The organism is Campylobacterota bacterium, from assembly GCA_040752835.1.
Lineage (GTDB): Bacteria > Campylobacterota > Campylobacteria > Campylobacterales > Sulfurimonadaceae > Sulfuricurvum.
This window is the reverse complement of the sequence record JBFMGG010000008.1, coordinates 23,414-49,821: the sequence shown is the minus strand read 5'-3', so window position 1 is coordinate 49,821 and position 26,408 is coordinate 23,414. Positions and strand designations below refer to the sequence as shown.

General features: G+C 54.8%; 28 protein-coding genes. 17 read left to right on the top strand and 11 right to left on the bottom strand.

Annotation, left to right across the window (positions count from 1 at the left end; all coding sequences use genetic code 11):
* Positions 1-57: 57 nt before the first annotated feature.
* Entirely contained in the window at positions 58-399 is a 342-nt protein-coding gene (locus AB1763_10115) for a prepilin-type N-terminal cleavage/methylation domain-containing protein (GenBank protein MEW5833178.1), read from the bottom strand.
* Positions 400-574: 175 nt separating this feature from the next.
* On the opposite strand from AB1763_10115, the gene AB1763_10110 reads away from it, so the two are divergent.
* Together AB1763_10110 and pckA are read left to right on the top strand one after the other, a co-directional pair.
* On the top strand, positions 575-973 hold the full coding sequence (locus tag AB1763_10110; protein ID MEW5833177.1) for a hypothetical protein: 399 nt from the start codon (positions 575-577) through the stop codon (positions 971-973).
* A 124-nt stretch (positions 974-1,097) separates the two neighbouring features.
* Positions 1,098-2,684, top strand: coding sequence for a phosphoenolpyruvate carboxykinase (ATP) (gene pckA / locus AB1763_10105; GenBank protein MEW5833176.1), 1,587 nt, complete (start codon positions 1,098-1,100; stop codon positions 2,682-2,684).
* Positions 2,685-2,971: 287 nt separating this feature from the next.
* Here the strand turns inward: pckA and glnA are convergent, their stop codons facing one another.
* Together glnA and AB1763_10095 are read right to left on the bottom strand one after the other, a co-directional pair.
* Positions 2,972-4,402: a type I glutamate--ammonia ligase gene (glnA, locus tag AB1763_10100; protein MEW5833175.1), complete on the bottom strand. Its 1,431-nt coding sequence runs from the start codon at positions 4,400-4,402 to the stop codon at positions 2,972-2,974.
* 71 nt (positions 4,403-4,473) lie between these two features.
* Positions 4,474-5,253, bottom strand: coding sequence for a histidinol-phosphatase (locus AB1763_10095; GenBank protein ID MEW5833174.1), 780 nt, complete (start codon positions 5,251-5,253; stop codon positions 4,474-4,476).
* Positions 5,254-5,321: 68 nt separating this feature from the next.
* On the opposite strand from AB1763_10095, the gene AB1763_10090 reads away from it, so the two are divergent.
* The 5 genes from AB1763_10090 to AB1763_10070 all read left to right on the top strand — a co-directional run bounded on the left by AB1763_10090 (position 5,322) and on the right by AB1763_10070 (position 9,531).
* On the top strand, positions 5,322-6,020 hold the full coding sequence (locus tag AB1763_10090; protein ID MEW5833173.1) for a chemotaxis protein: 699 nt from the start codon (positions 5,322-5,324) through the stop codon (positions 6,018-6,020).
* A 121-nt stretch (positions 6,021-6,141) separates the two neighbouring features.
* Entirely contained in the window at positions 6,142-7,434 is a 1,293-nt protein-coding gene (locus tag AB1763_10085) for a peptidase U32 family protein (protein MEW5833172.1), read from the top strand.
* Between the two features lie 125 nt (positions 7,435-7,559).
* Positions 7,560-8,054: a 5-(carboxyamino)imidazole ribonucleotide mutase gene (gene purE, locus AB1763_10080; GenBank protein ID MEW5833171.1), complete on the top strand. Its 495-nt coding sequence runs from the start codon at positions 7,560-7,562 to the stop codon at positions 8,052-8,054.
* Positions 8,055-8,194: 140 nt separating this feature from the next.
* Entirely contained in the window at positions 8,195-8,677 is a 483-nt protein-coding gene (locus tag AB1763_10075; protein ID MEW5833170.1) for a DUF3972 domain-containing protein, read from the top strand.
* Positions 8,674-9,531, top strand: coding sequence for an ARMT1-like domain-containing protein (locus tag AB1763_10070; GenBank protein MEW5833169.1), 858 nt, complete (start codon positions 8,674-8,676; stop codon positions 9,529-9,531). Before AB1763_10075 ends, AB1763_10070 begins: the two co-directional genes overlap by 4 nt.
* A gap of 1 nt (position 9,532) precedes the next feature.
* Here AB1763_10070 and AB1763_10065 read toward each other — a convergent pair whose 3' ends face one another.
* Complete coding sequence (locus tag AB1763_10065) at positions 9,533-11,791, bottom strand: ABC transporter substrate-binding protein (GenBank protein ID MEW5833168.1); 2,259 nt, start codon at positions 11,789-11,791, stop codon at positions 9,533-9,535.
* Between the two features lie 124 nt (positions 11,792-11,915).
* Here AB1763_10065 and glyQ point away from each other — a divergent pair, with 124 nt between their 5' ends.
* From glyQ to AB1763_10050, 3 genes are all read left to right on the top strand, one after another.
* On the top strand, positions 11,916-12,797 hold the full coding sequence (gene glyQ, locus AB1763_10060; protein MEW5833167.1) for a glycine--tRNA ligase subunit alpha: 882 nt from the start codon (positions 11,916-11,918) through the stop codon (positions 12,795-12,797).
* 69 nt (positions 12,798-12,866) lie between these two features.
* On the top strand, positions 12,867-15,107 hold the full coding sequence (locus AB1763_10055) for an AAA family ATPase (GenBank protein ID MEW5833166.1): 2,241 nt from the start codon (positions 12,867-12,869) through the stop codon (positions 15,105-15,107).
* Between the two features lie 65 nt (positions 15,108-15,172).
* The gene (locus AB1763_10050; protein MEW5833165.1) at positions 15,173-16,192 is read left to right on the top strand and encodes a cytochrome-c peroxidase; all 1,020 of its coding nucleotides are present in this window, start codon (positions 15,173-15,175) and stop codon (positions 16,190-16,192) included.
* 56 nt (positions 16,193-16,248) lie between these two features.
* Here AB1763_10050 and AB1763_10045 read toward each other — a convergent pair whose 3' ends face one another.
* The gene (locus tag AB1763_10045; protein MEW5833164.1) at positions 16,249-16,911 is read right to left on the bottom strand and encodes a L,D-transpeptidase family protein; all 663 of its coding nucleotides are present in this window, start codon (positions 16,909-16,911) and stop codon (positions 16,249-16,251) included.
* 70 nt (positions 16,912-16,981) lie between these two features.
* Between AB1763_10045 and AB1763_10040 the strand changes: the two genes are divergently transcribed.
* The 5 genes from AB1763_10040 to AB1763_10020 all read left to right on the top strand — a co-directional run bounded on the left by AB1763_10040 (position 16,982) and on the right by AB1763_10020 (position 21,635).
* Positions 16,982-17,605: an acyl-CoA acyltransferase gene (locus tag AB1763_10040; GenBank protein ID MEW5833163.1), complete on the top strand. Its 624-nt coding sequence runs from the start codon at positions 16,982-16,984 to the stop codon at positions 17,603-17,605.
* Between the two features lie 153 nt (positions 17,606-17,758).
* Positions 17,759-18,985, top strand: a complete 1,227-nt coding sequence (locus AB1763_10035; protein MEW5833162.1) for a Na+/H+ antiporter NhaC family protein — start codon at positions 17,759-17,761, stop codon at positions 18,983-18,985.
* Positions 18,982-19,647: a response regulator transcription factor gene (locus tag AB1763_10030; protein ID MEW5833161.1), complete on the top strand. Its 666-nt coding sequence runs from the start codon at positions 18,982-18,984 to the stop codon at positions 19,645-19,647. Before AB1763_10035 ends, AB1763_10030 begins: the two co-directional genes overlap by 4 nt.
* Positions 19,610-20,809: a HAMP domain-containing sensor histidine kinase gene (locus tag AB1763_10025; GenBank protein ID MEW5833160.1), complete on the top strand. Its 1,200-nt coding sequence runs from the start codon at positions 19,610-19,612 to the stop codon at positions 20,807-20,809. Before AB1763_10030 ends, AB1763_10025 begins: the two co-directional genes overlap by 38 nt.
* A 31-nt stretch (positions 20,810-20,840) precedes the next feature.
* A complete protein-coding gene (locus AB1763_10020) occupies positions 20,841-21,635 on the top strand; it encodes a hypothetical protein (protein ID MEW5833159.1) in 795 nt (264 codons plus the stop codon).
* A gap of 25 nt (positions 21,636-21,660) precedes the next feature.
* On the opposite strand, the gene AB1763_10015 is transcribed toward AB1763_10020, so the two are convergent.
* From AB1763_10015 to AB1763_09990, 6 genes are all read right to left on the bottom strand, one after another.
* Complete coding sequence (locus AB1763_10015) at positions 21,661-21,954, bottom strand: c-type cytochrome (protein MEW5833158.1); 294 nt, start codon at positions 21,952-21,954, stop codon at positions 21,661-21,663.
* Between the two features lie 76 nt (positions 21,955-22,030).
* Positions 22,031-22,360, bottom strand: a complete 330-nt coding sequence (locus tag AB1763_10010) for a hypothetical protein (protein MEW5833157.1) — start codon at positions 22,358-22,360, stop codon at positions 22,031-22,033.
* 94 nt (positions 22,361-22,454) lie between these two features.
* The gene (locus tag AB1763_10005; GenBank protein MEW5833156.1) at positions 22,455-22,676 is read right to left on the bottom strand and encodes a hypothetical protein; all 222 of its coding nucleotides are present in this window, start codon (positions 22,674-22,676) and stop codon (positions 22,455-22,457) included.
* Positions 22,677-22,679: 3 nt separating this feature from the next.
* The gene (locus AB1763_10000; protein ID MEW5833155.1) at positions 22,680-22,952 is read right to left on the bottom strand and encodes a hypothetical protein; all 273 of its coding nucleotides are present in this window, start codon (positions 22,950-22,952) and stop codon (positions 22,680-22,682) included.
* A 189-nt stretch (positions 22,953-23,141) separates the two neighbouring features.
* Positions 23,142-23,396 carry a Txe/YoeB family addiction module toxin gene (locus tag AB1763_09995; protein MEW5833154.1) on the bottom strand — a complete coding sequence of 85 codons (255 nt, stop codon included), beginning with the start codon at positions 23,394-23,396 and terminating at the stop codon, positions 23,142-23,144.
* Entirely contained in the window at positions 23,393-23,647 is a 255-nt protein-coding gene (locus AB1763_09990) for a type II toxin-antitoxin system prevent-host-death family antitoxin (GenBank protein ID MEW5833153.1), read from the bottom strand. The genes AB1763_09995 and AB1763_09990 overlap by 4 nt, the downstream gene beginning before the upstream one ends.
* A gap of 111 nt (positions 23,648-23,758) precedes the next feature.
* Between AB1763_09990 and uvrB the strand changes: the two genes are divergently transcribed.
* Together uvrB and AB1763_09980 are read left to right on the top strand one after the other, a co-directional pair.
* Positions 23,759-25,732, top strand: a complete 1,974-nt coding sequence (gene uvrB, locus AB1763_09985; GenBank protein ID MEW5833152.1) for an excinuclease ABC subunit UvrB — start codon at positions 23,759-23,761, stop codon at positions 25,730-25,732.
* Between the two features lie 108 nt (positions 25,733-25,840).
* Positions 25,841-26,401 (top strand): DedA family protein, encoded by a 561-nt coding sequence (locus tag AB1763_09980; protein MEW5833151.1) that lies wholly within the window; start codon positions 25,841-25,843, stop codon positions 26,399-26,401.
* Positions 26,402-26,408 lie beyond the last annotated feature (7 nt).

Below are 26,408 nucleotides of genomic sequence, written 5' to 3'. Positions count from 1 at the left end.
TTAAAAAAGAGGGGTTTCTTCGGCTTTGCGCCGAAGAAACAGTATAGCAATGGACCGTTAGCGAGTAACTTGCTGTCCGCCGACAACGTGAGCACCGTTGACGCTAGCGTCGATAGTACCGGTAATCGTCAGTGTATTTCCGGCAATCGACGCTGTGCCGGCTGCCAAATCATTCGCAGCGGCACACGATTCGATTGTCGAAAGATCAGTCGGTACGGTTCCGGTTGCCTGAGCCACGGATGCGACGTCACTGATACATGTCCGTGCGTTTGCCAGCAACGCCGACTGTGTCGCGTCATCACGCGTTGCCGCCAGACGGGGAATCGCAACCGCCGCCAAAATACCCAGAATAACGATCACGAAGATCAACTCGATCATAGTAAAACCAGAACGTTTCATGGTTTACTCCTTTTTTACGGATAAAATATGCATTACACTCGTAACGCTACGGTGATTATGAACCCATTTTTCTTAGAAAATGTTGAATTTAAACAGAAACCGACAATACATGATGCTACAGTAAAGCTTCAATGAGAGTGTGGCATAATTGTCGAAACGACCCAGGAGGAAAATCATGAAAATAGCCGTTCCCGTAGTGGATGAGACGCTCAAAATGGCCGGCAATGCGGGTCATACCCCCTATTTTGCGGTTTTTAACCTCAGCGGAGGGATGTTCAAGAGCTTCACCCTCGAAGGGCTCCGCCCCAATCCCAAAGTAGCGGGAGAAGAGGATCACCATCACGACCACGACGCTCCGCACACCTGCGACCACGACGATGACGACGTCGAGCACATCCGCGCCCACGATACGATGGCCGAAGCGATCGAAGACTGCGACTACCTCGTGGTCAAAATGGCGTGCAAAAACACCGCCAAAAGCATGAACAACGTCGGCGTCAAACTGCAAAAGTACAACGGCAGCGAAGCCCTGGCACCGAAAATCCTCACCGAATTGGCTCCTCAGTTCAAATAATCCGCCGCTTTAATTCTCGTTTATAAATTGGAGGCGTATAATTCGCCCCGTAAACGGAGCGGCTCGCTTCAAATTTTCGTTGACCGTACAGTACGGCGGCGAACCCAAAAGGCAAAACAACACCATGATTTCCGCAGAAATTGAGACGTTAGGCATAAAAAATACCGGAAAAATTTTCCACAACCTCAGTTACGACGAATTGATCGAACACGAACTCGCAAACGGTGAATGTCACCTCGCCAGCAACGGCGCCACGATGGTCGACACCGGTATCTTTACCGGTCGAAGCCCCAAGGACAAATATTTTGTCGACCGCGATCCTTCGAACCGATACATCGCGTGGGGCGACGTCAACAAAAAAGTTGACAAAGCCGTTTTCGACGAGCTGCTGGTAGTGGCCCGCGAACAGCTCTCCAACAAAGACCTCTACGTCACCGACGTTTTCTGCGGCTCGAGCCTTTCGAGCAAACGCTCCGTCCGTTTTGTCTCCGAAATCGCATGGCAGTCCCATTTTGTCAAAAACATGTTTATCCGTCCCACCGAGAAAGAACTCGAAGGGTTCTCGCCCGATTTCACCGTCCTCAACGCATGTAAAGCGGTCAATGAAAAGTGGAAAAACCACGGGCTCAATTCCGAAGTATTCGTCCTCTTCAGCGTCGAAGACAACCTCTGCATCATCGGTGGAACGTGGTACGGCGGCGAAATGAAAAAAGGGATCTTCTCGATGATGAACTACTGGCTTCCCCTCGAAGGGAAGCTCCCGATGCACTGTTCGGCCAACGTCGGGCCCGAAGGTGACACCTGCTTGTTCTTCGGCCTCAGCGGCACCGGTAAAACCACCCTCTCGACCGACCCGAAACGGGCGTTGATCGGGGACGACGAGCACGGATGGGACGAAGAGGGGATCTTCAACTTCGAAGGGGGATGTTACGCCAAAGTCATCAACCTCGATCCCGCCAGCGAGCCTGAAATCTATCAGGCAATCCGCCGTAACGCGCTCCTCGAAAACGTCGTATTCGACGAAGACGGAAACGTCCACTACCACGACGGTTCAAAAACGGAAAACACCCGTGTTTCGTATCCGATCGAGCACATCGAAAACCATCAGCCTTCCCTCAAAGCGCCTCATCCCAAAAACATCATTTTCCTCTCCGCCGACGCATTCGGCGTATTGCCCCCGGTCAGCAAACTGACCAAAGAGCAGGCTATGTACTACTTCCTCAGCGGCTATACGGCCAAAGTTGCCGGAACCGAACGGGGCATTACCGAGCCGGTCGCAACGTTCAGCTCGTGCTTCGGGGAAGCGTTCCTTCCTCTGCATCCGACCGTCTATGCGAAACTGCTCGGTGAGAAGATCGACCGCTACAGCGTCAATGTCTACCTCGTCAACACCGGATGGACCGGAGGCGGTTACGGCGTCGGAAAACGGATGAGCATCAAAGATACCCGCGCGTGCATCAACGCCATCCTCGACGGATCGATCCGCGAAAGCGAATTCGACAAGACCAACACGTTCGGTTTTTACATCCCCAAAACCCTGGGAGACATCGATCCGGTGATCCTCAACCCGCGCAACGCGTGGGCGGATAAAGACGCTTACCTCGTACAGCGCGACAAACTTGCCGCCATGTTCATCGAAAACTTCAAAAAATATATCGGAAATGCCGACAGCAATTTCGACTACTCCGCAGCCGGCCCGCAGCTTCCCTAATCTTTTTTCTTTTTAACGTCTTTTCTGCTTTTCTCTTCTGCGAGAAAAGCAGAAAAAAGAGCATACCGCGATCCAAGAACGCTCGTTCTTCTCGACACTACGCCTTTGAAACGGTTCTAAGTATTAGTTCACGGGTATTTTGGTGTCTATTTTTGCGTTCTGCAAAAATCATTTCATGAAAACGCATTGCCCTCGCAACACACCCTGAACCTGTAATAATTAAAAGAGATAAGAAAAAATGGATCGCGGAAAAAACGGCAGGGCGGAGAAAAAGCCCTGCCGGAAGATTAGCAAGAGTAGGTAGTTTTGAACTCGAACGCCGTAGGACGGGCTTCGTAAGGCCATACCTGCGTTTCGAATTTGTAGTGCTGATACGTATCGATAAACAAATCGGTCATAACAGGCTTGAGGAACTCGTTGTCGCGAATCAGCGCTTCGAGTGAACCGCGAAGCGTGTGCGGCATTTGCGGGATCCCTTTTTCACGGATTTCGTCGAGGCTGAGTTCGAAAAGGTCTTCGTCCATCGGTCCTACCGGCACCATTTTGTTTTTGATACCGTCAAGTCCTGCAAGGAGCATCGCGGTAAACGCAAGGTACGGACACGCGGTTGAATCCGGGAAGCGCATTTCGACGCGAACCGCTTTTTCACCCGCACCGTAAGGGACGCGGCAAGAAGCCGAACGGTTCTGGCTCGAATAGGTGAGGATCGAAGGAGCTTCGAATCCGGGGATCAGACGTTTGTACGAGTTGGTTGAAGGGTTTGTAAACGCCGCAACCGCACGCGCGTGGTGGAAGATACCGCCGATGTAGTGGAGCGCCGTTTCGCTCAGGTTGCCGTATCCGCCTTCTCCGTAGAAAAGGTTTTTGCCGTTTTTCCAGATCGACTGGTGAACGTGCATACCGTTACCGTTGTCTCCGTAGAGCGGTTTTGGCATGAACGTAACGGTTTTGCCGTTGAGGTGGGCAACCATTTTGATGACGTATTTGAGTTTCTGGACGTTGTCCGCCGCTTCGACGAGCGTACCGAAAACGATACCGATCTCGCCCTGTCCCTGTGCAACTTCGTGGTGTCCGAGAACGACTTCAAGTCCGACCTGCTCAAGCACAAGCATCATCTCGGCGCGGAGGTCTACCATCGTATCGATCGGAGCGACCGGGAAATATCCCCCTTTGGTGCGTGGGCGGTGGCCTGTGTTGTAACCGTCTTTGAACGATTTACCGTCGTTCCATACACCCTCTTCGGTGTCGACTTCGTAGTACGAGCAGTTCGCTTCGTCACGGATTTTGACGTCGTCGAAGACGAAGAATTCATTTTCAGGACCGAAATACGCGACATCACCGACACCTGCGTTGGCAAGGTGCTCAAGAGCTTTTTTCGCGATAGAACGTGGGCATTTTTCGTACATCTGGCCTTTGTAGATATCGTAAACGTCACAGAAAACGATAATGGTAGGATCGGCCGTAAACGGATCCATGAACGCCGTCGGCGCATCCGGTTTAAGAATCATGTCCGAACGGTTGATCGGCTGCCATGCTTCGATGGACGAACCGTCGAAAGGGAGACCGTTTTCAAAATGACCCGCGTTGACCGCGCTCATGCGGTACGTTACGTGGTGCCATGTCCCTTTCATGTCGGTGAAGCGGAAATCGACGAACTGAACGTCGTTTTCTTTACAAAAACTGAAAAACTCGTCTACGCTGTTTACGAATTTACCCATGTATTTCTCCTGAATATTTTTACTTACGGCAGTATAGCAAAAATACCCCGTTTTGGAGGGAAAAATATTGATTAAAAATTAATCAATTCTCGATCACGCCCCCGGTATAGTGCGCATTTTGTGTACCCGAATCTTCGGGCGACCGCTTCAACCTCGTCGCTGTAGAGGCCGACCTGGTCGGGGCGGTGGGCATCCGAACCGAACGTGATCGGAATATCGAGTTCGGCGATTTCGGCCAGCAGCGAAGGAGAAGGATACGATTCGTTGATCGGCTTCCGCCATCCCGCGACGTTGATTTCGACCGCCATATCGGCTTTTTTGATCGCTTTGAGCGCCTCTTTGGCCAACAGCCGTATGTCGGTTTGGGGAAGAAACTTGAAGACCTTGAGCAAATCAAGATGTCCGACAATGTCGAAACGGCCGCTCTTTGCCATCGCTTCGATCAGGCCGAAATAGCGGCGATAGACCGTATCCAGGTCCATCCCTTCGTAACGGCCGATGAATTCGGGGTTGTCAAAGCCCCAGTCGTCGATAAAATGGACGCTGCCGATCAGGTAATCGCACGGGCGTTCCAGTACCCGATCGTCCATATACCCCGGCAAATAATCGACTTCGTATCCCGCCAAAACGGTAATGCGCCCGCCGTATCGCTGCTGGGCTTCGCGGATCCACGCTTCGTAGAGATCCATCTCTTCAAAACGCATCCGGTACTCGGGATCGTAATGCATCGGCGCATGGTCGGAAAAACCGAAATATTCGGTTCCGCACGCAATCGCCGTCTCGACGTATTCGTTCACGCTTCCCGTTGCATGATTGCACAAAACCGTATGGTTGTGAAGATCGACTTTCATTACCGTTCATCCGAAAAATTAAAGATTTATCATGCTATTATAGTGCAATTTTTTGTGAGGTTACCGTTATGACGCAAGAAGAACTGGACGCATTAATGAACGGCGACATGGACTTGGACGAAACGTTCGAAGAGAGCGAAACGCCCCAGCCCGATGCCGAAGAGAGCGAAGAAGCGCCCTCCGACGAACCCGATCCGCACAGCTACCGCGTATCCGCCCTTCACAGCTGGCCGCCTCCACCGCCGACGGACGACAACAAAATGGTCCATCAGCTCGACGACGTGACCAAAGAGAGCGAGCAGAAAGCGACCGAAATCTTCGATTTGATCGAAGGGATCAGCAACGATCTCGCCGACGGCGAAAAACAGATCAAGAAAGTGGGCGGCATATTACAGGGTAACATCGACCTTTTCGAAACCCTCAGCCAGAAATTCCCCCACGTCGACGCGTTCAAAACGCAGCTGGAGAAAAACCGTGAAGCGCAGAGTGAAGCCGACGCGATCCTCGATATGCTCCAAAACGGCGGGGACACGATCATGAACGTGATGGACATCATGCAATACCAGGATATCCACCGCCAGAAAATCGAACGGGTCATCAACGTCATGCGCGCCCTTTCCACCTACATGAATCACCTTTTCGCCGGTAAAATCGACGATTCCAAACGGGTTACTTCCGCCGTTCACCTCCCCGGCGACACAACGACCGACGACGTCGTCAGCAGCGACGATATTGAAGCCCTGCTCGCCTCTTTCGGGAAAAAATAGGCCTCTCATTCCGCGGGTTCCCCGCATCGGCCTGCAAATCTGCATTTAACCCCAAATTTTCATTCTCCTTGTAACTTTTTTTCGATAAAATTCGCCCACATTTTTAACAGACGGAAAACCCTTGAACAAAGTCGAACTCCTCTCTCCCGCGGGCAATCTCGAAAAGCTCAAAATCGCCATTGATTACGGTGCCGATGCCGTGTACGGCGGCGTGAGCCATTTTTCGCTCCGGATCCGTTCGGGGAAAGAGTTCGACATGGAGAGTTTCAAAGAAGGGATCGACTACGCCCATGCGCGGGGCAAAAAAGTCTATGTCACGATTAACGGTTTTCCGTTCAATTCGCAGCTGAAGCTCCTCAAAGAACACATTTCCCAGATGGCGTCACTGGAACCCGATGCGTTCATCGTCGCGACGCCGGGGGTCCTCAAACTCGCCCACCAGATCGCTCCGCACATTCCGCTGCACCTCTCGACGCAGGCAAACGTCATGAACGTGCTGGATGCGCAGGTCTATTACGACATGGGCGCGCGGCGCATCATCGCGGCGCGCGAGATTTCGCTCAAAGACCTCCAGCAGATCAAAGCCGAACTCCCCGACCTCGAAATCGAAGTTTTCGTCCACGGATCGATGTGTTTTGCCTACAGCGGGCGCTGCCTCATCTCGACGCTCCAGAGCGGGCGTGTTCCCAACCGCGGAAGCTGCGCTAACGATTGCCGTTTCCCCTACGAAATGTACGCCGCCAATCCCGAAACGGGGACGCTTTTCAAGCTTGTCGAGGACGAAGGGGTCGGAACCTACATCATGAATTCCAAAGACCTCAATCTTGCCAGCCATATCAAGGAGATTCTGGATGCGGGGTGTGTCGATTCACTCAAAATCGAAGGACGCACCAAAGCCCCCTATTACGCCGCGATCACCGCAAAAGTCTATCGTCGTGCGATTGACGATTATTATGCCGGGCAATTCGACGGCGAGACGTACCAGCGCGAACTGAACACGATGCAAAACCGCGGTTTCACCGACGCCTACCTCATCAACCGCCCGTTCGAGAAACACGACACCCAGAATCTCGATTTCACGATGATGATGGGGACCCACCAGGTGAGCGGCCTCGTCGATGAGAGCGGAGAGTTTTTCGAATGCAAATACAAAACCTTCCCAGGCGATGCGATGGAGCTGGTCTTCCCCGAAGGATCACCCGTCGAAGCGGTCGAGAACGACATCGGACGCATCTGGGAGGAGGAAGGGGGATGGAAAATCTCCTTCAAACAACTCCTGGCCGAAAGCGGCAAGGTGTGGGACCAGGTCCACAGCGGCAACCTCAACCGTTTCGTCCTGCCGGCCAAATTGCCGCCGTTTACGTTTTTCCGTATTCCAGCTACCGAAGAAATGGGGGTGATAACCAAATGTTGAGATGCCCGAAGCGAAAGCTTTCCCGGGCCGGATTGATAAGCGATCTCTTCAGGAGACAATCGGTGCGCACGCATGCGCTTTAATTGCCAGAGTTTAAAATTCACATACGAGGAAGAGAACAGACAATGAAATTTGTATCAATCATCATGGGGAGCAAAAGCGATTTCGACGTTATGAAATCGTGCTCGGAAACACTCGAAGCGTTCGGCGTACAGTACGAACTGATCATCTCCTCGGCTCACCGAAGCCCGGAACGTACGAAAGACTATATCGCGAAAGCCGAAGCCAAAGGGGCGCAGGTTTTCATCGCTGCAGCCGGCATGGCGGCACATCTGGCGGGCGTTCTGGCTTCCAAAACGATCAAGCCGGTCATCGGGGTACCGATGAGCGCATCGGCACTGAGCGGTATCGACGCCCTCCTCTCCACGGTTCAGATGCCTGCGGGTATGCCGGTCGCGACCGTCGCCATCGGAAAAGCGGGAGCCATCAACTCGGCCTATCTCGCGATGCAGATCATGGCCCTCGAAAACGAAGAACTTCGTATGAAGCTTCAGGAAGACCGCATCTCCAAAGCGAAAAAAGTGGAGATGGATTCACTCGAAATCGAGACCATTCTATAAATTTTATACGACTGTCCGGCGAAGCCGGATCAGTCTACTCTGACATTATCTTTTTCCCCTTCTCTTAAACCGAATCGGCTTTTCGGTACACTTTTTGCTAAACTATTCAAAAGATTACACCTATTTAAAGGCGGTTAGGCATGCAGGGACATTGGATGAGTATCGACGAATACGCGCGGCTGGCGCAAATGGACCGAAGCGAGGTTGAGACGCTGATCGTTCGCGGAAAGCTCACCACCCTCGTCGAAGACGGAAAGGTACTCATCGACGCGACACAGGGGATGGCGGGAATCGTCCCCTCAACCCTGCATGAGCTCAGCGCGTCCGAAGCCGACGTTACGATGGGGGCCAATTTCGTCGAAAAGACGATCGGGACCATCATCAACCTCCACGAAAAAGTCCTCGTTGCCAAAGAAGAGACGATCGAATCGATCAAGAACGAAAACGAATTTCTCAAAGAGGCCCTCGCGTCACTTCAGGAGCTCTACGAAGAAGACCGCAAAACGATCGAAACCCTCACCGAGCAGCTCCGCCTCTCCCAGCAGGAGGTCGAGTTCATGCGCCGCAAATACAAACTGATGTGGGGTAAAGTGATCGACGAGTACGGCACGGAAAAAGCGTGACTATCCAGCCCGAATGTATCGGGTGCATCGCCGCCCAAAGCCGTCGCGTATGCGATGCGATCCATGCCGATGAAACCCTGCGCGGCGAAATCACCCGCTATGTGGACGGAAAACTCGAAGAAGCCGATTTCTCCCTTTCGCCTCCCGTTCTGGCCGCACCGCTTTATGAAGCGATGGCGCGTATCGCCGGAAAATACGATCTGTATGACGAACAAAAACGCCAGGCAACCGCGCAGGCGCGTGAATATCTTCCCTACCTTCGCGAAACGATCGAATCAGCTGAAGACCCGTTTACCGCCCTGCTGAAAACGGCGGTCGTCGGCAACGTCATCGATCTGGCGGCGGAAGTGAGTTTTGACCTTCACGACGCGATCAATTCGGTTTTCGACACCCCTTTTGCGCTTGATGATTCTCATGCTTTGCACCAAGCGCTTCAAAACGCGAAAACATTGCTCTACATCGGGGACAATACGGGAGAACACATTTTCGACGCTCTCGTCATCGAAAAGCTCTCGACCCTCTATCCCGGGTGTGCAATCACCTACGCGGTGCGCGGAAATCCCATCATAAACGACGTCACGATGAAAGAGGTCCGCGAGGCTGGGTTCGAGCGCTACTGTTCCCTTTGCGACAGCGGGGTTCCGACTCCGGGATTCGTCTACGAGCTGGCAACGCAAGAGGCCCGAAGCCTCTTCGACACGGCTGATCTGATCCTCGCCAAAGGGATGGGGAATTACGAATGCATGACCCCACAGCGCCGGAAAGGGATCGCCTTTTTACTCAAGGTAAAATGCTCCGTTGTCGCCGCTTCGCTGGGGCAAAACATCGGCGATATCGTCTGCAAATTCGACTGATTCAAAGGGCGCAGACCCGGTTTCTCCCCTCTTCTTTGGCCTGATACAAGGCACTGTCGGCACGCCCGACGACATCCTCCACACGATCGTCATCGCGCGATTCGCTGATCCCGAAACTGCAGGTAAGCGTGTGCACCGTCTCGAAATCGTATTCGTTGATAACACCGCGCAGTTTCTCGGCTACCTGACGCGCCCCCTCTATATCGGTTTCGGGACAGACGATGATGAATTCTTCACCGCCCCAACGTCCGACGGTATCGGTCCCGCGAACGTGGCTGCGCAGGATCTGCGCAATACTGATGAGTGTCTTGTCTCCTGCCAGATGCCCGAACGTATCGTTGATCCGCTTGAACCAGTCGATATCGATGATAATGACCGCGTAGGGTCTGCGGTGGCGTTCGTAATAGGCGTGGCATTCGGCAAGTTTTTCGTCCGTTCTGATCCGGTTGGGAAGCTGGGTCAGCGGATCGGTCGACGCCATCTCCAACAGTTTGCGGTTGTAGCGCCCCAGTTCGAACTGACGCCACATGAACAACGCTATGATCGTCAGTGCCCCCAAGGCGATTCCGTATACCCAGCGATAGTCGATGCTGTCTTCGTAGGTCACCGCGATGTAACGGTTGAAAATCTTCTGCCGCTCGGCCGGGGTGATCGAATCGATCCCTTTGTCGATGATCGACTTGAGTTCGGGATAATCGTTTCGGATCATCATCCGCACGTCGAACATAAACTCGGTTGTCCCCGAAATTTTCAAATCGACGTAATGGTATTCGTTCATCAAAAACGCTACGACGGGGAGGATGTCGATCACCGCGTCGACCCGTCCGGAGCTGAGCAGTTTAAGCCCCTCTCGCGTGTCGTCCACCCCGACGATACGGATGGCGGGGTATTTTCGCGCAATCAGGTCGGCGATTCCGTACCCGTTTCCGATCGCGACGTTTTTCCCTTCCAGTGCCGAAAGGCCGGGGAGAAAATCGATTTTTTTGTTGGTCACGATTACGTTTGGGAAAGAGGCGTAGGGTTTGGAGAAAAGGGCGTAGGGTTCTTTGTCGGGGGAAATCGACGTCCCCAGCGTCACGTCGGCCGATTTGGTCTTGATCGCATCGAGTACGCCGTTCCATGTCAGTGCGGGGGTAAACTCGGTTTGCATCCCGCTGCGTTTGACGACAAGTGCCCAGAAGTCGGCCGCGATCCCTTCGAGCGCGCCGCTTTGCGAACGGTAGTTGAAGGGGGGCCAGCTGAACGTAGAGGTGTAGCGTATCGTCCGCATCTGCAGCAAGGAACGCTCCTCGATGCTCAAAGGAAGAGCGATCCGCGAGGTATCTTCGTACAAAAATCCTCTCAGCCTCTTTTCGTCCTGCGGTATCCCCATCACTTTGTAAATATCCGAAATACGGCGGAATTTTTCGAGGTTCATGGCCCCCAGCGGCTGATTGCCCCGGTAAGCGAGCTCTTTGAGTATCTGCCCCTCGTAAACGAGGCTTGCGTACGATTTGTTCTGAGTGTTGTATCGGGTTTTGATCAGCCTTGCGGTCTCTTCGATATGGTCGAACGCGTACTGCCATCCCTTCAGGGTCGCGGTGACGAAGGCGCGCACCCGTTCGGGGTGGTGTTTGAGTTCCTTCTCGCTGGTAAAGAGTATATCGCTGTAAAAATCGAACCCGTACTGTTCGGGATTGAGGGCGTTGGTTTCGATCCCCTTTTCTTTGAGGGTGAACGGCTCGTTCGAAATATAGCACGCCATGACGTCGGTTTTTCCGTTGGCGATGTCGATGGGATTATAACTGTGCTCGATGAATTTGAGCTCTTCCATCCGCATTCCCTGCGAATTGACCATCGCGCGAATCGCAATCGTATCCTGAAAATCCTGCGTCATCATGATCCGTTTGCCGATCAGGTCTTTGGGACTTCGGATATTGGCTGATCGCGCGGAGAGCAACACGAAAGGGGAACTTTGAAAAATCGCCGCCAGTGCCACGACCGGTTTGCCCCTCATCCGGTCGACCAGAAGCGAGGAGCGTCCGATCCCGTATTCGGAGCGACCTTCCATCACCTCATCGATCGCAAGTCTTTTGGGATCAAAGGGGCGGATGGAAACGTCCAGCCCCGCTTCGGCGTAAAACCCTTTTTCCTTGGCCACGTAATACCCGGCGAACTGGAACTGGTCCGCCCATTGAAGCTGCACCGAAACTCTCTCGAGCGGCTTTTGGGCATGCAAAAACGCCGCACACACTAAAAAAAGTATCCAAAAACGGATCATTCCGCCTGCCTTGGTATTGGTTAGCCTTATAATAGGGGCAATTTGATTAAGAAAGCCTTTGGGGAGCGAACAAGACGGGGACGGGTTTTGGTATAATGGCACAATTTTTTTATCGGGATTTTCAATGATTACTTTCGGCGATCTGCTTTTGAAACTGCAACAATTCTGGAACGAACAGGGGTGCGCAATTGTACAGCCCTACGACGTTGCCGCAGGGGCGGGGACGTTTCATCCCGCAACCTTCCTGCGCTCTTTGGATTCCCAGCCCTGGTCGGTCGCCTACGTCGCGCCCAGCCGTCGTCCCACCGACGGGCGCTACGGCGAAAATCCCAACCGCCTGGGAAGCTACTACCAGTTTCAGGTGCTGATCAAACCGAGCCCCGAAAATATCCAGGAACTCTACCTCAAAAGCCTCGAATACCTGGGGCTCAACCTTGCCGACCATGACATCCGCTTCGTCGAGGACAACTGGGAATCCCCGACGCTGGGAGCCTGGGGACTGGGCTGGGAAGTATGGCTCAACGGTATGGAAGTGACACAGTTTACCTACTTCCAGCAAGTCGGAGGCGTTGCCTGCGATCCCGTGGCGGTCGAAATCACCTACGGTACGGAACGTCTGGCGATGTACCTGCAGGGGGTCGATACGGTCTTTGACATCGTCTGGAGTGAAAATGCCTTCGGAAAAACCCTTTACCGCGACATCCACAAGGAAGGGGAAATCGAATTCAGCAAATACAATTTCGAAATCGCCGATACCGCAATGCTCTTTGCCGATTTCGAAGCCAAAGCGGCCGAATGCAAACGGTGTCTGGATGCGGGGCTTCCCCTTCCCGCGTACGATCTGTGCATGATGGCCTCGCACACGTTCAACACCCTCGATGCGCGCAAAGCGATCTCGGTGACCGAACGGGCCAATTACATCCTCAAAATCCGCGAACTCGCGCGCGGATGTGCGGAACTCTACAAAGAGCAGGAAGAGGATCGGATCAAGCGGGTCAAAGCCTAAATCCTTCCCCGGGCATTTCATCCTGCCCGAAAACTCCCCCCACGTTTAAATTTTAGCTACAATCGCCCCATGCAAACCCTGATCGGCCAAATCGACAAAATCATCTACGAGAACAACGGCTTCTTCATCGCGCGGCTGCGCAGCGGGGAGAAGATCAGCGCCCATTATTACGAGAGCGACGTCGCGCACCTTGAGGGGGCGGCGATCACGCTCAAAGGGGCGTGGGAGGAGCACGAGAAGTACGGCCGGAGCTTCCGGGCCGAATCGCTGCTGGTCAACCAGCATGAGCTCTTCTTTTTCCTCAACCGCGTCGTGAAAGGCTTTACGAAAAAGCTGACCGCCGAGCTGATCGAGCGCTACACCACCGAAGGACTGATCGACATCCTCGACAACGACATCGACCGCCTCATGGAGATCAAAGGGATGAGCGCCAAACGGCTCGCCAAGCTCTCGGCCGGATGGAAACAGTTTCGCTCCATGCGGCTTCTGGGCGAATATCTCGCCCCCTTAGGGGTCACCCCCTCCCTGCTGCGCCTCATCGCCGAAGCGATGCGCGATGTCGGCGATCCGATCGAAGCGATCCGTTCCAACCCCTACGGCCTGATGCGAATCAACGGGATCGGTTTCAAAAAAGCCGACGAAATCGCCATCCAGATGGGAATAGGAGTCCATGATCCCCGCCGCATCCAGGCCGCCATGGAATACACGCTGGGGGAATATTGCGACGCGGAGGGGAACAGCTGCATCGAGCGCGAAACCCTCTACGACAAACTCGACCTGCTCCTCGAACTCGGAGACCATGCCCCCTACGACGAAGCGCTCGAAGACCGTATCCGCGAGGGGAGCATCGTCCGTCTCCGCAGCGGCAAGCTCGCCCCGACACGGATTTTTGAGGCCGAACAGTTTCTCCTGGAGCAGTTTCGCAAACGGGGAAAGCCCCTTTTCCCCGAGCTGTGTGATGACCTGGCCGCTTTTTTGTCCGAGCGGGGCCTAAATCTGGGCGAACAGCAGTACAAAGCGCTCGAAGCCATCAATTCGGGAACCGGACTCCTCTTTCTCGTAGGATACGCCGGAACCGGGAAAAGCACGACGGCCAAAGCACTGCTCGATCTGCTCAGCCTCCGCCATGACGCCGCGCTGATCATGACCTGCGCGCTGAGCGGCATCGCTTCCCAGCGGATACGGGAGCGGAGCGGTTATCAGAGTTCCACGATCCAAAGCCTGCTGGTACGGTTCGAGTCCCACGACGAAATGCCCTACAAGGCGGTCCTGATCGACGAAGCTTCGATGATCAATTCGACCCTTTTTGCCCGCCTGATCGCCAAAATATCTTCCGATGCGATCGTCATCGTCGTCGGCGACGATGCCCAGCTCCCCCCGATCGGCGCGGGCAATCCCCTCAGCGACGCCATCGCGCTAAATCTCGCGCCGACAATCACCCTTACCCATATCTACCGTCAGCGCGACGATCAGGCCATCGCACTCATCGCCAACGACATCCGGCAGGGAAAGATCCCCCCGTACCGTGAAACCTACGACGACTTCGCCTTTCTCCCCGTCGAACTTCCCAACCGCCATGCCCTCAAAAACAGCCTCGGCGCCGACGCGTTTTCCGAAGCGATCCAGACGCTCGCCCACAACACCCTCGCCCGAATCGCCGAAGTGACGCTCGAACATCTGGCCGATTCGCGTGAAAAACTGCGCGCCAAAGAGATCCGCGACTACCTCACCGCATTCCAGGTCCTCTCCCCGATGCGCTCGAATACACTGGGCGTAGATAATCTCAACACCGTCTTGCAGGAGTATTTCAACCCGAAGGCAAAAAAGAAAATTTCAACCCGTAAAGGGGAACTGCGCCTGATGGACAAGGTGGTCCACGTCAAAAACGAAAACATCCCCTCCTATACCCCCGAAGAGTTCAAAGAGGGGGGCGAAGCGAGCGAACGGCGCATTTTCAACGGAATGTGCGGGCTGCTGTTTCGGATTGACGACGACGAGGAACTCGCGTTCGTCTATTACCCCAACGAAGAGCTGATCGTCCAGTACAAATTCGAAGGGATCGGGGAGCTGCTCAACCTCTCCTACGCCCTGAGCATCCACAAGGTTCAGGGGATGGAATACGATACCGTCGTCATCGTCATGAGTTTCTCGCATCACATCATGCTCAACACCAAACTCCTCTACACCGCCCTCACCAGGGCCAAACGCCGCTGCATCGTCGTCGGCGAAAGCGGGGCGTTCGAATCGGCGTCGCGCCGCCTCGAACACACCAGACGCGCCACGGTCATGCGCGAATTAGCTAAAGGATAAAAATTTTCCTTTAGAAAAAATGTGTTATACTGATTCCATCAAAATTTTCTTCCAAAGGATTCCGCATGAAAGCATTGATGATTTCCGCCGTTGTCGCTACCGCCGTGATGGGCGCGTCCCTTGTCGACGAAGCCAAAAACGCCGGTCTCAAGCCGATCCCGGCTAATAAAAAAGCGGTCGAAAAACTCACTTCGAATCCCAAAAACCCCACCACTGCCGCCAAAGCGGAACTGGGGAAAATGCTCTATTTCGATCCCCGCCTCTCCAAAAGCGGACTGGTCAGCTGCAACACCTGTCACAACCTCGCCCTGGGCGGGAGCGACGGGATGAGCGCCGCGATCGGCCACAAATGGAAAGCGAATCCGCATCACCTGAGTTCTCCGACGGTCTACAACGCCGTGTTCTACGCCCAGCAGTTCTGGGACGGCCGCAGCCCGCACCTCGAAGACCAGGCGCAAGGGCCGATCCAGGCGGGACCGGAGATGGCCGCTCCCAAAGAGCACGTCGAAGCGGTCGTCAACTCGATCCCCGCGTATGTCGGTGCTTTTCAGAAAGCCTACGGCAAAGACGTCAAAATCACCTTTGAAAAAGTGGCCGACACCATCGCAGTGTTCGAACGGACCCTCGTGACTCCCTCACGCTACGACGATTTCCTGAACGGCAAGAAAAACGCTCTCTCGAAGGCGGAGCAAAAAGGGCTTAAAACCTTTATCGACAAAGGGTGCGCCACCTGCCACAACGACATCGCCCTGGGCGGTACGATGCAGGCGTTCGGCGTAGCCGGACAATACAAACACGCCAACGTCGGTGACTTCAAAGGGAACGCAAACGGCCTCGTACGCGTTCCGACACTGCGCAACGTTACTGAAACGGCCCCCTATTTCCACAATGGTCAGATCGCGACCCTCTCCGAAGCGATCAAAGAGATGGGACGGATTCAGCTGGGCGTTGACCTCAGCGACGCCGAAACCGCCGAAATCGAAACCTTCCTCAAAGCGCTTGAAGGGAAAAAACCCGCCATCGCCTACCCGATGCTCCCCGCTTCAACGGCGAAAACGCCAAAAGTCGACGTTCATAACGACTAAAGCCTCATCGCATACCCCATCGGGAACGGCTCCCGACGGGTACGCGACCGTCACTCTCAATCGCAATCGATTCCTTCGAACTCTTTTTTAAACTCTCCGCATTCGCTTTTGGGGATCTGAAGTATCTTCGGTTTCTTCTCCGGGTCCAGCCACTCCAGCAACACAACCAAATCGGCTTCGTTCATCGCGGTACACCCCGAAGTCGGATGGTTGTCGGCATGATTGAGATGCAAAAAAATGCACGAGCCGCGCCCTTGTTCGCCCGCAGCGTTGTAGCCGATCACCGCGCCGTAACGGTATACGTCGTCCTCGCGCCGCATCCGCTCGAAACTTTTGGGAAGTTCCCCTTCCAGACGGGTAATCGTGTTGTAGCGGTTGTCCTGCGGATCGTCGATACAGATCAGCTTGTCGTCCGCATGAAGATAGGGGAGTCGGGAACGGCTTTGCTCGGCGTATCCGAACGCGGAGGTGATCTCGAAGACCCCCAGCGGCGATCTGCCGTCCCCTTCGCGTTTGAGCGGTTCTTTCAGCGAAGCGTATCCCATACCGGCGCGTCCGAGCGTCACCGGGACGCTCTCTCCCACTTTCTCCCACTCCCCGCGTTTCTCGTATCGCTGCAGAAGGGCGCTCGTCGCATTGATATCGTTCGAAACGACCACAACCAGCTGTTCGGAAGGGCAGACGAGAGATGCGATAAAACTTAGAATACTTTTAAACATTGAAACTTTTCTTAGGATTTTTTAAAGTTAGGTAGTATAGCATATTGAAAAATCCAGGAACGAGGGCATTATGGCACTTACCGTTCGCAAAGCGTCCGAGACGGACATTGAAATGATTGCCCAAGCGCTCCTGGAAAGTTCGAGGGCCGGAAAGAAAATCGGCCTCTTCGACCTGGTGTTCGATACGTCCGATGAAGAGACCCTGCGGAACCATCTCAAACGCCTTGCCCTTACCGCCACCAAAAGTTATTGCCATTTCTCCAATTTTTTCGTCGCCGTTTCGGGAAATCAGAACGCCGGCGTCATCTGCGGTTACGAACCGCGCATCGCCACCCACGAAATTTTTTCCAAAGCGCTCGAGGAGATCGGGTTTGATGAGAGCTATCACGAGCGGATCGCCGCCTACCTGCTGTGCGAGGGGGAAGTGGACAATAAAACCTATGTTCTCGATTTCCTCTACGTCAAACCCGAGTTCAAAACGGTCGACGTCTACAAGGAACTCATCGGCAAAAGCATGCTGACCGCCCGTCTCAAAGGGTATCGTAAAGTACAGACCTCCATCGAGATCGGTTCGGCCGAAACCGAGATGATCTATAAAAAGCTGGGCTTCGACGTCGTCGACGAAAAACGGAGCGAGTACTACAAAGAGCAGTTCGGGCGCGCCGGAATCACGCGGCTTCAGCTCTCCCTCTAAAGGATCCCCATCGAATACGGAATTTTAGGGCTTCTTCCCCCGCTTGTCGCAATCGTCCTCGCACTGTACAGCCGTTCGGTTTTTATCGCCCTCGTCTTCGCCGTCATCGTCGGGGAATTCATCATCGCGGGGTTTCGTCCCCTGGATACCCTGGTGCTCACCGGCGAGCGTTTCGCCGCACTGCTCAGCGAAGGATGGGTCCTCAAAACGCTCGCCTTCGCGGTCATGGTCGGCTCGGTCATGTTTCTCATCGAACGCAGCGGCGGAGTCAGCGGGCTGGTGCATGAACTGAGCATCAAACGCTCCCTGGTCCGTTCCAGACGCGGCGCCCTCATCCCCAGCTTTATCGCGGGTCTCGTCATCTTTATCGAATCCTCCATCACCTCGCTCGTCGCGGGGGCGATCGGACGGCCGTTTTGCGACCGCTACGGTATCAGCCGTGCCAAACTGGCGTTCGTATGCGACTCCACCTCGGCACCGGTGTGCTCGATCATCACCCTTAACGGATGGGGAGCGTTACTGCTGGGGCTCATCGGCGGGCAGATCGCCGCGGGGCTCATCGTCGGCGAAAGCGCCGTATGGCTCGTCGAATCGATCGCGTTCAACTTTTACGCCTACGTCGCGCTGGGGGTGACGTTTATCGCCGTCTGGTACGACATCGATCTGGGGGCCATGCGCCGGGCCCGCATTCACGAACCCGCCCAAGAAACGGCCGATCCCGAGGGCTCGGTCGGCTTTTTCCTCTGGCCGATCTTCTGGATGATCGCGGGGGTGATCGGGTTTATGTTCCTCACGGGGGGCGGCGATATCGTCAAAGGTTCCGGATCGAGTTCCATTTTTTACACGCTGCTGTTCACCCTTGCATTGATGTGGATCTATTACCGTTCCAAAGGGGCGATGGAAACGCCGGCATTTCTGCGAACGGCATTCGAAGGGGCCAAATCGATGGTCCCGATCGCCTCGATCCTGCTGTTCGCGTTTGCGATCGGAGGGGTCTGCTCGGACATGGAGGTGGGGCGCTACCTCGCCTCGTTCGTCGGCGACTACCTTCCGCCGCAGTACCTCGCGGCGGCGATCTTTCTCCTTTCGGGGGTCATCGCCTTTGCGACGGGGACAAGCTGGGGGACGTTTAGCATCATGCTCCCCATCGCGGTGCCGCTCGCCGTCGCCCTGGGTGTGCCTCCCGCCCTCGTGATGGGGGCGGTGATCTCGGGAGGGGTCTTCGGCGACCACTGTTCCCCCATTTCCGACACGACGATCATCTCGGCCATGGCCTCGGGGTGCGACGTGATCGAACATACCAAAACGCAGCTTCCCTACGCCCTCATCTCGGCGCTGATCGCGTTCATCCTCTTCGTCGGTGCGGGAGTTTTGGGATGAGGGCGAAAATTCTCCTTCTCGAAGACGACCCGAACCTTTCCGAAAGCGTGGGCGAATACCTTGAAGAGAACGGTTATGAGGTGGTCTGCGTCTACGACGCGCAAGAGGCCGAAGACGCCATGTTCGAGCAAAAGTTCGATCTGCTCCTCCTGGACGTCAACGTCCCCGGAGGCGACGGTTTTTCACTTCTCAAATCCTCGCGGGCCGACGGAAACGCCACCCCCGCGATCTTCATCACCTCGCGCAACGCGATGAGCGACCTCGAAAGCGGATTCGAAAGCGGCGGCGACGATTACCTGCGCAAACCCTTTGAACTCAAAGAGCTGTTACTGCGGATCAAAACGATCCTCAAGCGCAACTTTTTCCACAACCCTTCCGAAACCCTCGATCTGGGCGGAGGGATCACCTACGACATCGACAGCCAGACCCTCCGGGTCGGGGGAAAAGAGCAGAACCTGCAACTCAAAGAACACAAACTTCTCAAACTCTTTATCCAGCATCCGAACAAACTCCTCTCCCACGAAAGGATTATGGAGCATTTGTGGGATTACGACGAAACCCCCAGCGACGGGAGCCTGCGAACCTACATCAAAACCCTGCGCAAATACCTCGGAAAGGATCGGATTGTCAGCCACAAACGCCTCGGGTATCAGTTTCGCTAAATACCGTACCCTTCGATCCTTTCTGGCCCTCTACGGGGTGATGAGCGTCCTGATCCTGGCGTTGCTCGGAACCCTGTATTACGAATCGATCCGCGCACAGATGCTCTCTTCCCACCGCCTGGCGATGCAATTGCAATCGGAAAACTATGTCCCGCGCCTCAAACGCTGGCTCGAAGCGGGGATCGACCTGAACCGCTTCCCCGAAGACCTCGCCTACCGCACCGCCCTCTACGGCTACGACAAAGAACTGCTCGTCGGCAACCTCCGCCAAAGCCACCGCGATTTCGACGAAAACATCGCCTTGCACGCGGGGTTCGTCCACCTCGTCATCCCCCTCTCTCCCTACGGACTCGGAGAATATTATCTTGTGTTCGAGACCCCCGACGACGGGCTGTGGAAAGAACAGGCGTTCCGCACCATCGCACTTTTCGGCGGAGGGCTGTTTGCCCTCCTCGCCCTGATCGGGTTTAGCCTCTCGCGGATGTTCCTGCGTCCGATGAACGACGCGATTGCACTGCTGGACGACTTTATCAAAGATACGACCCACGAACTCAACACCCCCGTCACCGCCATCCTCACCAACGTCGAGGCGCTCAAAAACGGCGAGCTTCCGCCGGCGGCAGCCAAAAAACTCCACCGGATCGAAATTGCCTCGCGTACCATCTCGACCCTCTACGACGACCTCACCTACCTGGTTCTTAACCACGATCTTGCGGTGCGGAACGTTCAGCTCGATCTGGGCACGCTGTTGCACGAACGGATCGATTATTTCAGGGACCGGATCGAACAGAAAAAACTCTCCCTCGCCCTTGAAATCGATCCGGGGGTTGAGCTGCTCATCGATCCGGCCAAAGCGGCCAGGCTGATCGACAATCTCCTCTCCAACGCGATCAAATACACCCGAGCGGGCGGGGCGGTATCGGTCGTCGCGCGCAACGGGCTGCTGTGCGTCGAAGACAACGGCATCGGCATCCCCGAAACGATGCGGGAACGGATATTCGAACGCTACACCCGCGCCGACAAAAGTGTGGGGGGATTCGGAATCGGGCTGCATATCGTCGCAATGATCGCCAAAGAATACGGTTTGACGATAGCCGTTGAATCGGAAGAAAACGTCGGAACAACGATATGCGTAAGGTGGAACAACCCTGCGGTAGGCTAAAATGGCGGCATTCAACGACTCAGGAGCCGCTATGAACCGACTGGCACCGTTACTGTTCTGCGGATCGATCTGGCTGCAAGGTGCAGAATGGGCGACCGCCTACGGCATCCACGACACCTTTGTGAACGACAAGGGTTCCCATACCACAGGAGCCGACATAGGGGTCATCGGACGCAGCCTGACCCCGGGGGGGATCAGAGTGGAGGGTGATTTCACCCTCTTTTTCGAATACGACCACGACGAACTCGACCCCGATTACCAGCCGATCTGGTATCGTCTCAGAACCGCTGCCGGACAGGATATATACCGCTTCTCCCCCGACGCGACGCTGGGATGGATCGCAAACTTCGACGGTAAACACAATACGGTCAGCGGCGTCGAGAAACACTACAAACTCTTTGCCGGGACCGAAGCGCGCTACGCCTTCCCCGGGCTGATCCTGGGGTTCCAGGTGCTGGGGGGATACTACATGCTTGAAATCGACGACGACGTCCCGCGCAGCCGGGGGTACCGTGCGGGGGATTTCGTTCATGAGACCCCCGCCTACACTCTCGTCGCCGAAGCCCGAACGGCTCTCACCCCGAAAACGAGTGCGATCGCGCGGGTCCAGCAATACCGTGACGACGAAACATGGCTTGAAAACCGCGGAGAGCTGATCGTCCGCTACGATGGGGCCGACTGGATCAACAAAGCGACACTGGGCATGAGCGCCGAATATAGCCGTTACAATCTTGAACCGTATCAAAAAGCGGGGCTGCGGCCTATTTTGCCGTGGAATGACGATGTGGTGATGAGGGTGTACGTGGAGATGCCCTGGGGGAAATAATCCCCCGGGAGAGAGTGCGCGGAATTTACTGCATTTTCGCGATGTGATCGGCGAGCGTTTTCATGTCCGCATCCGAAAGGGCGGCAACCTGCCCTTTCATCAACGCGCCCATCCCTTTGGTATTGCGCGTTCCCGCCTTGTACCCCTTGAGGGCGTCAAGCGTTTTGGCGCTGCTCCATCCGGCGATCACTTCGGATTTTCCAAGAGCCGGTTTTTCGGCTTTGGCACCGTGACAGGCGGCACATTTTTGGTACAAAGCGCCTCCGTCGGCGGCGCTCAACATCGCGGTCAATCCTACAAGTGCAATTAACGTTTTCATCTTCTATCCTTTACCTTTTATCGGTGTTTTTGTTTTTAAAGGGGTGCGTCCCTTTGGGTATTGTTCCGCCGGCGTATTAGCCGCACGACGGGACGTTTCCGCTGTCCGAACCGTATTCTTTAGCGAAATCGCCGATATCCTGCAGCTTCTCCTTCATCGCGGGGTTGGCCAGCACCGGCACCGCAGCGGGGAAACGTTCTCCGTATTCCTTGATGAACCCTTTCGCGTCATCCGCAAAGAGTTCTTCCCATTCGGCCACCGTATGTTCGGCGGCAAACTTGGTCCCGTTCATCCCGAATTTCGCCTTGAGCGTTTTGAGATAAACCTTCTGACCCGTTTTCACGTCGGCTTGCGCCATCGAAGCCGCAAGAGCCGCCGCAGCCAGCAACATGATAAGTTTTTTCATTGTCGTCTCCTTCTTCGAGGAATCTCTTTGGGAGGTTTTCCTCTTTGGATAGGAGCAGTATAAAAAAGGATCGTGGAGCGATTGTGAAGAAAAATCAGGCGTTGTGCAGCCGTTCGATCAAGCGGGCAATCTGCTTTTCCTGTTCGAACAACGCGAAATTTTTGCGGACGTAGGCCTGCAACAGTACTTTGAGGTCGTTGTTCCCCTCGAAATGAAAATCCTCTTTCATCGCGGCGATCAAAAAACGGGCAAAATCGTCTTCGACGTCGATGTCGTAACGTTTGGCGTTAATCGTCAGGGAGACTTTGGATTTCACGGATCAGCCCAGCATGCTTTCGATCTTGGCGATGATCGCCTCGATCTCGGCATCCTTCTCGGCGAGTTCCGCGTTTTTGGCCGTCAGTTCGGCGTCTTTGGTCCGCAGCTCGGCGGTGAGGCGCTCGATCTCATCGTCTTTTCCGCTGCCGTGGGCACGGATGGCGACAATCTCCTGACGCAGGGTTTCGAGTTCTTCTTTAGCCGTATTGTAGCGGGAGAGAAGGTCGCTTGCGAGTGTTTCGAGTTTTTCCAGGGGAGTCGGATTAAAAAGCATGATTAGCCTCGGATCGGAATTTTTTCGTTTGATCTACTGGTCGCAATTTTAACACATTTTGATAGTCACTTTCGCTTTTGAGCAACCATAGAGTTATAGACTGTATAAAAGTAGTTTTATACAGGTAATTATGTGCTCTTCCATTCGCGCTCTTTATTTTCACACGGAGACGCATAGAGGGTTACCGAATCAATAATGGTATCGGCACTGGGCGATTAAAATCGAGTCGTCTTGGACGGCATAGACAATCCGATGTTCGCGGTTGATACGCCGTGACCAGAACCCGCTCCAGTTAAATTTCAGCGGTTCGGGATCACCGATCCCCGCAAACGGTTCTCTGCTGATCGCTTTGATCAGTTCATTAATCCGCTTGAGCATTTTTTTATCCGTCTCTTGCCAATAGAGATAATCATTCCATGCCTCTTCGGCAAAAACGATCTTCATTCCTCTATCAACTCTTTTTCGATTCCGCGTCCGCTGCGCAACGATTCGATAGCGCTGTTGAGACGCACCGCATTGGTTGTACTTTGCATGAGATAAGCGGTCTCCTCGTAGGAGCGGAAATCTTCTTCAGACATTAACACGGCATTGCCTCCGCTTCGTCGCGTTATGAGTACTGGAATATGGTCATTGACAGCCGTATCGATCGTACGGGCAAACTGTTCACGAGCGGATGTATAAGTAATGGCGGTCATACAATGCCTCCTTGTTAAACATGTACATATAATAGTACATGTTTTTAAAAAAGTCAAGATCAGGCAACAACAATTCCGCTATAATTTCACATCTATTTTTGAGGGTCTCTTTTGCCGCTGTTTAAAGTCCATACCCCCTATCAACCCGCAGGCGATCAGCCCGTCGCCATCGAAGCACTGAGCGGAGGCATCAAACGGGGGGATCGCTACGTCGCCCTCGAGGGGGTGACAGGCTCGGGCAAAACCTACACGATGGCCAAGGTGATCGAGAGCGTCCAGCTCCCCACGATCATTATGACCCACAACAAAACCCTTGCCGCCCAGCTCTACAGCGAGTTCAAAAGCTTTTTTCCCGAAAACCACGTCGAGTATTTCATCAGCTATTACGACTATTACCAGCCCGAAGCCTACATTCCCCGCCAGGATCTTTTCATCGAAAAAGACAGCTCAATCAACGACGAGCTCGAGCGGCTGCGCCTCTCGGCCACCGCGAACCTCCTCAGCTACGACGACGTCATCGTTGTCGCCTCGGTATCGGCCAACTACGGTCTGGGAGACCCCGAAGAGTACGAAAAGATGGTGCAGGTGATCGCGCTGGGCGATGAGATGAACCAGAAAAAACTGCTGCTGCGCCTCGTCGAAATGGGGTATGCCCGCAACGACAGCGTTTTCGAGGGGGGGCATTTCCGCGTCAACGGCGAGGTGGTCGACATCTATCCCCCCTACTGGCAGGATCAGGCGCTGCGGATCGAGTTTTTCGGCGACGAGGTGGAGCGGCTTGCCCTCTTCGAACCGCTCAACAACAGCGTCATCCAGAACATCGAAACGATCACGATCTACGCCACGAGCCAGTTCGCCGTAGGGCAGGAGAAGCTCTCCCGGGCAATCAGGGCGATCGAAGAGGAACTGGGGCAGAGGCTCAAAGAGCTGCGCGAGCAGGGAAAAATCGTCGAGGCACAACGGCTGCAGCAGCGGTGCGAGTTCGACCTCGAAATGCTCCAGGCCACCGGGATGTGCAAGGGGATCGAGAACTACTCCCGCCACCTCACCGGCAAAGCCCCGGGAGAAGCACCCTACACCCTGCTCGATTACTTCGCCCTCCACCACGACAAATACCTCATCATCGTCGACGAATCGCACGTGTCGTTGCCGCAGTTTCGGGGGATGTACGCCGGGGACCGCAGCCGCAAAGAGGTCCTCGTCGACTACGGTTTCCGCCTCCCAAGTGCGCTGGACAACCGGCCGCTGATGATTGATGAATTCATCGAAAAAGCGCCTCATTATATGTTCGTCTCGGCGACCCCTGCCGCACAGGAACTGGAGCTCTCCACCACCCTCGCCCATCAGATCATCCGCCCCACGGGGCTCCTCGATCCCGAAATCACGATCAAGCCGATCGCCAACCAGGTCGAAGACCTCCACGACGAGATCAAAAAGACGGTCGCACTGGGCGACCGGGTCCTCGTGACGGTACTGACCAAGAAAATGGCCGAAGCCCTCACCAAATACCTCGCCGATCTGGGGATAAAGGTGCAGTACATGCACTCCGAGATCGACGCCATCGAGCGCAACCAGATCATCCGGGGTTTGAGGGTAGGCGATTTCGACGTGCTGGTGGGGATCAACCTGCTGCGGGAGGGGCTGGACCTGCCCGAAGTGAGCCTCGTGGCGATCCTCGACGCCGACAAGGAGGGGTTCCTGCGCTCGGAGACCTCGCTCATCCAGACGATCGGGCGGGCGGCGCGAAACGAACGGGGACGGGTTATCATGTACGCCGACAAAACCACCGGATCGATGGAGAGAGCCATCCGCACCACGACCGAACGGCGCGCCGCGCAGGAGGCGTTCAACCGCGAGTACGGCATCACCCCCAAATCGACCAAGCGCTCCCTCGACGAAAACCTCAAGCTCGAAGACCCTGCCGAGCTCTACAACCGCTCCAAAAAAGCCAAAACCCTCCCCGCCGCCGAGCGGAAAAAGCTCGTCGACGAACTCACGGCAAAAATGAAGGAGGCGGCGAAAAAACTGGAGTTTGAAGAAGCGGCGCGCCTCCGAGACGAAATTGCCAAGATTCGTAAACTATAAATTTAAAAAGGAGAAAGCGCGGCTACCTGCGCGTGGGCTTTCCGCCGAGGAAAACCCGGTGTGAACGTAGCATGCGGGGGTTTTACTCCCGCAGCGTTAAAAATCAAAATGGATGAAATGCTCACCAACCTCTCGACATACGGCTACGTGGTCGTCTTCCTCTACTCGCTGGGCGGCGGCTTTGTCGCCTTGCTGGGGGCCGGGGTGCTCAGTTACATGGGCAAAATGGATCTGTCGCTCTCGATGACGGTCGCTTTTACCGCGAACTTCATCGGCGATTCCCTGCTGTTTTACATGTCCCGCTACCACAAATCCGAAATGATGGAATATTTCAGAAAACATCGCCGGAAGCTGGCATTTTCCCACCTCCTGATCAAAAAGCACGGGGCATGGATCATCGTCGTCAAAAAGTTTGTCTACGGCCTCAAAACGCTCGTTCCGCTGGCGGTAGGACTAACCAAATACGATTTTTGGAAATTCAGCGGCTACAACGCGCTGGGAGCGCTGGTCTGGACCGTTGTGGTCGGCGGAGGAAGCTATCTGGGCGGGGCGGCGCTGATCGAAGGGTACGAGCTCGTCGCCGACAAACCCTATCTGGCACCCCTCACGCTCCTGATCGTCGGGGGAAGCCTCTGGCTTTATTTTTCGGCCGCGACCAAAAAAAGATAAAACCGCA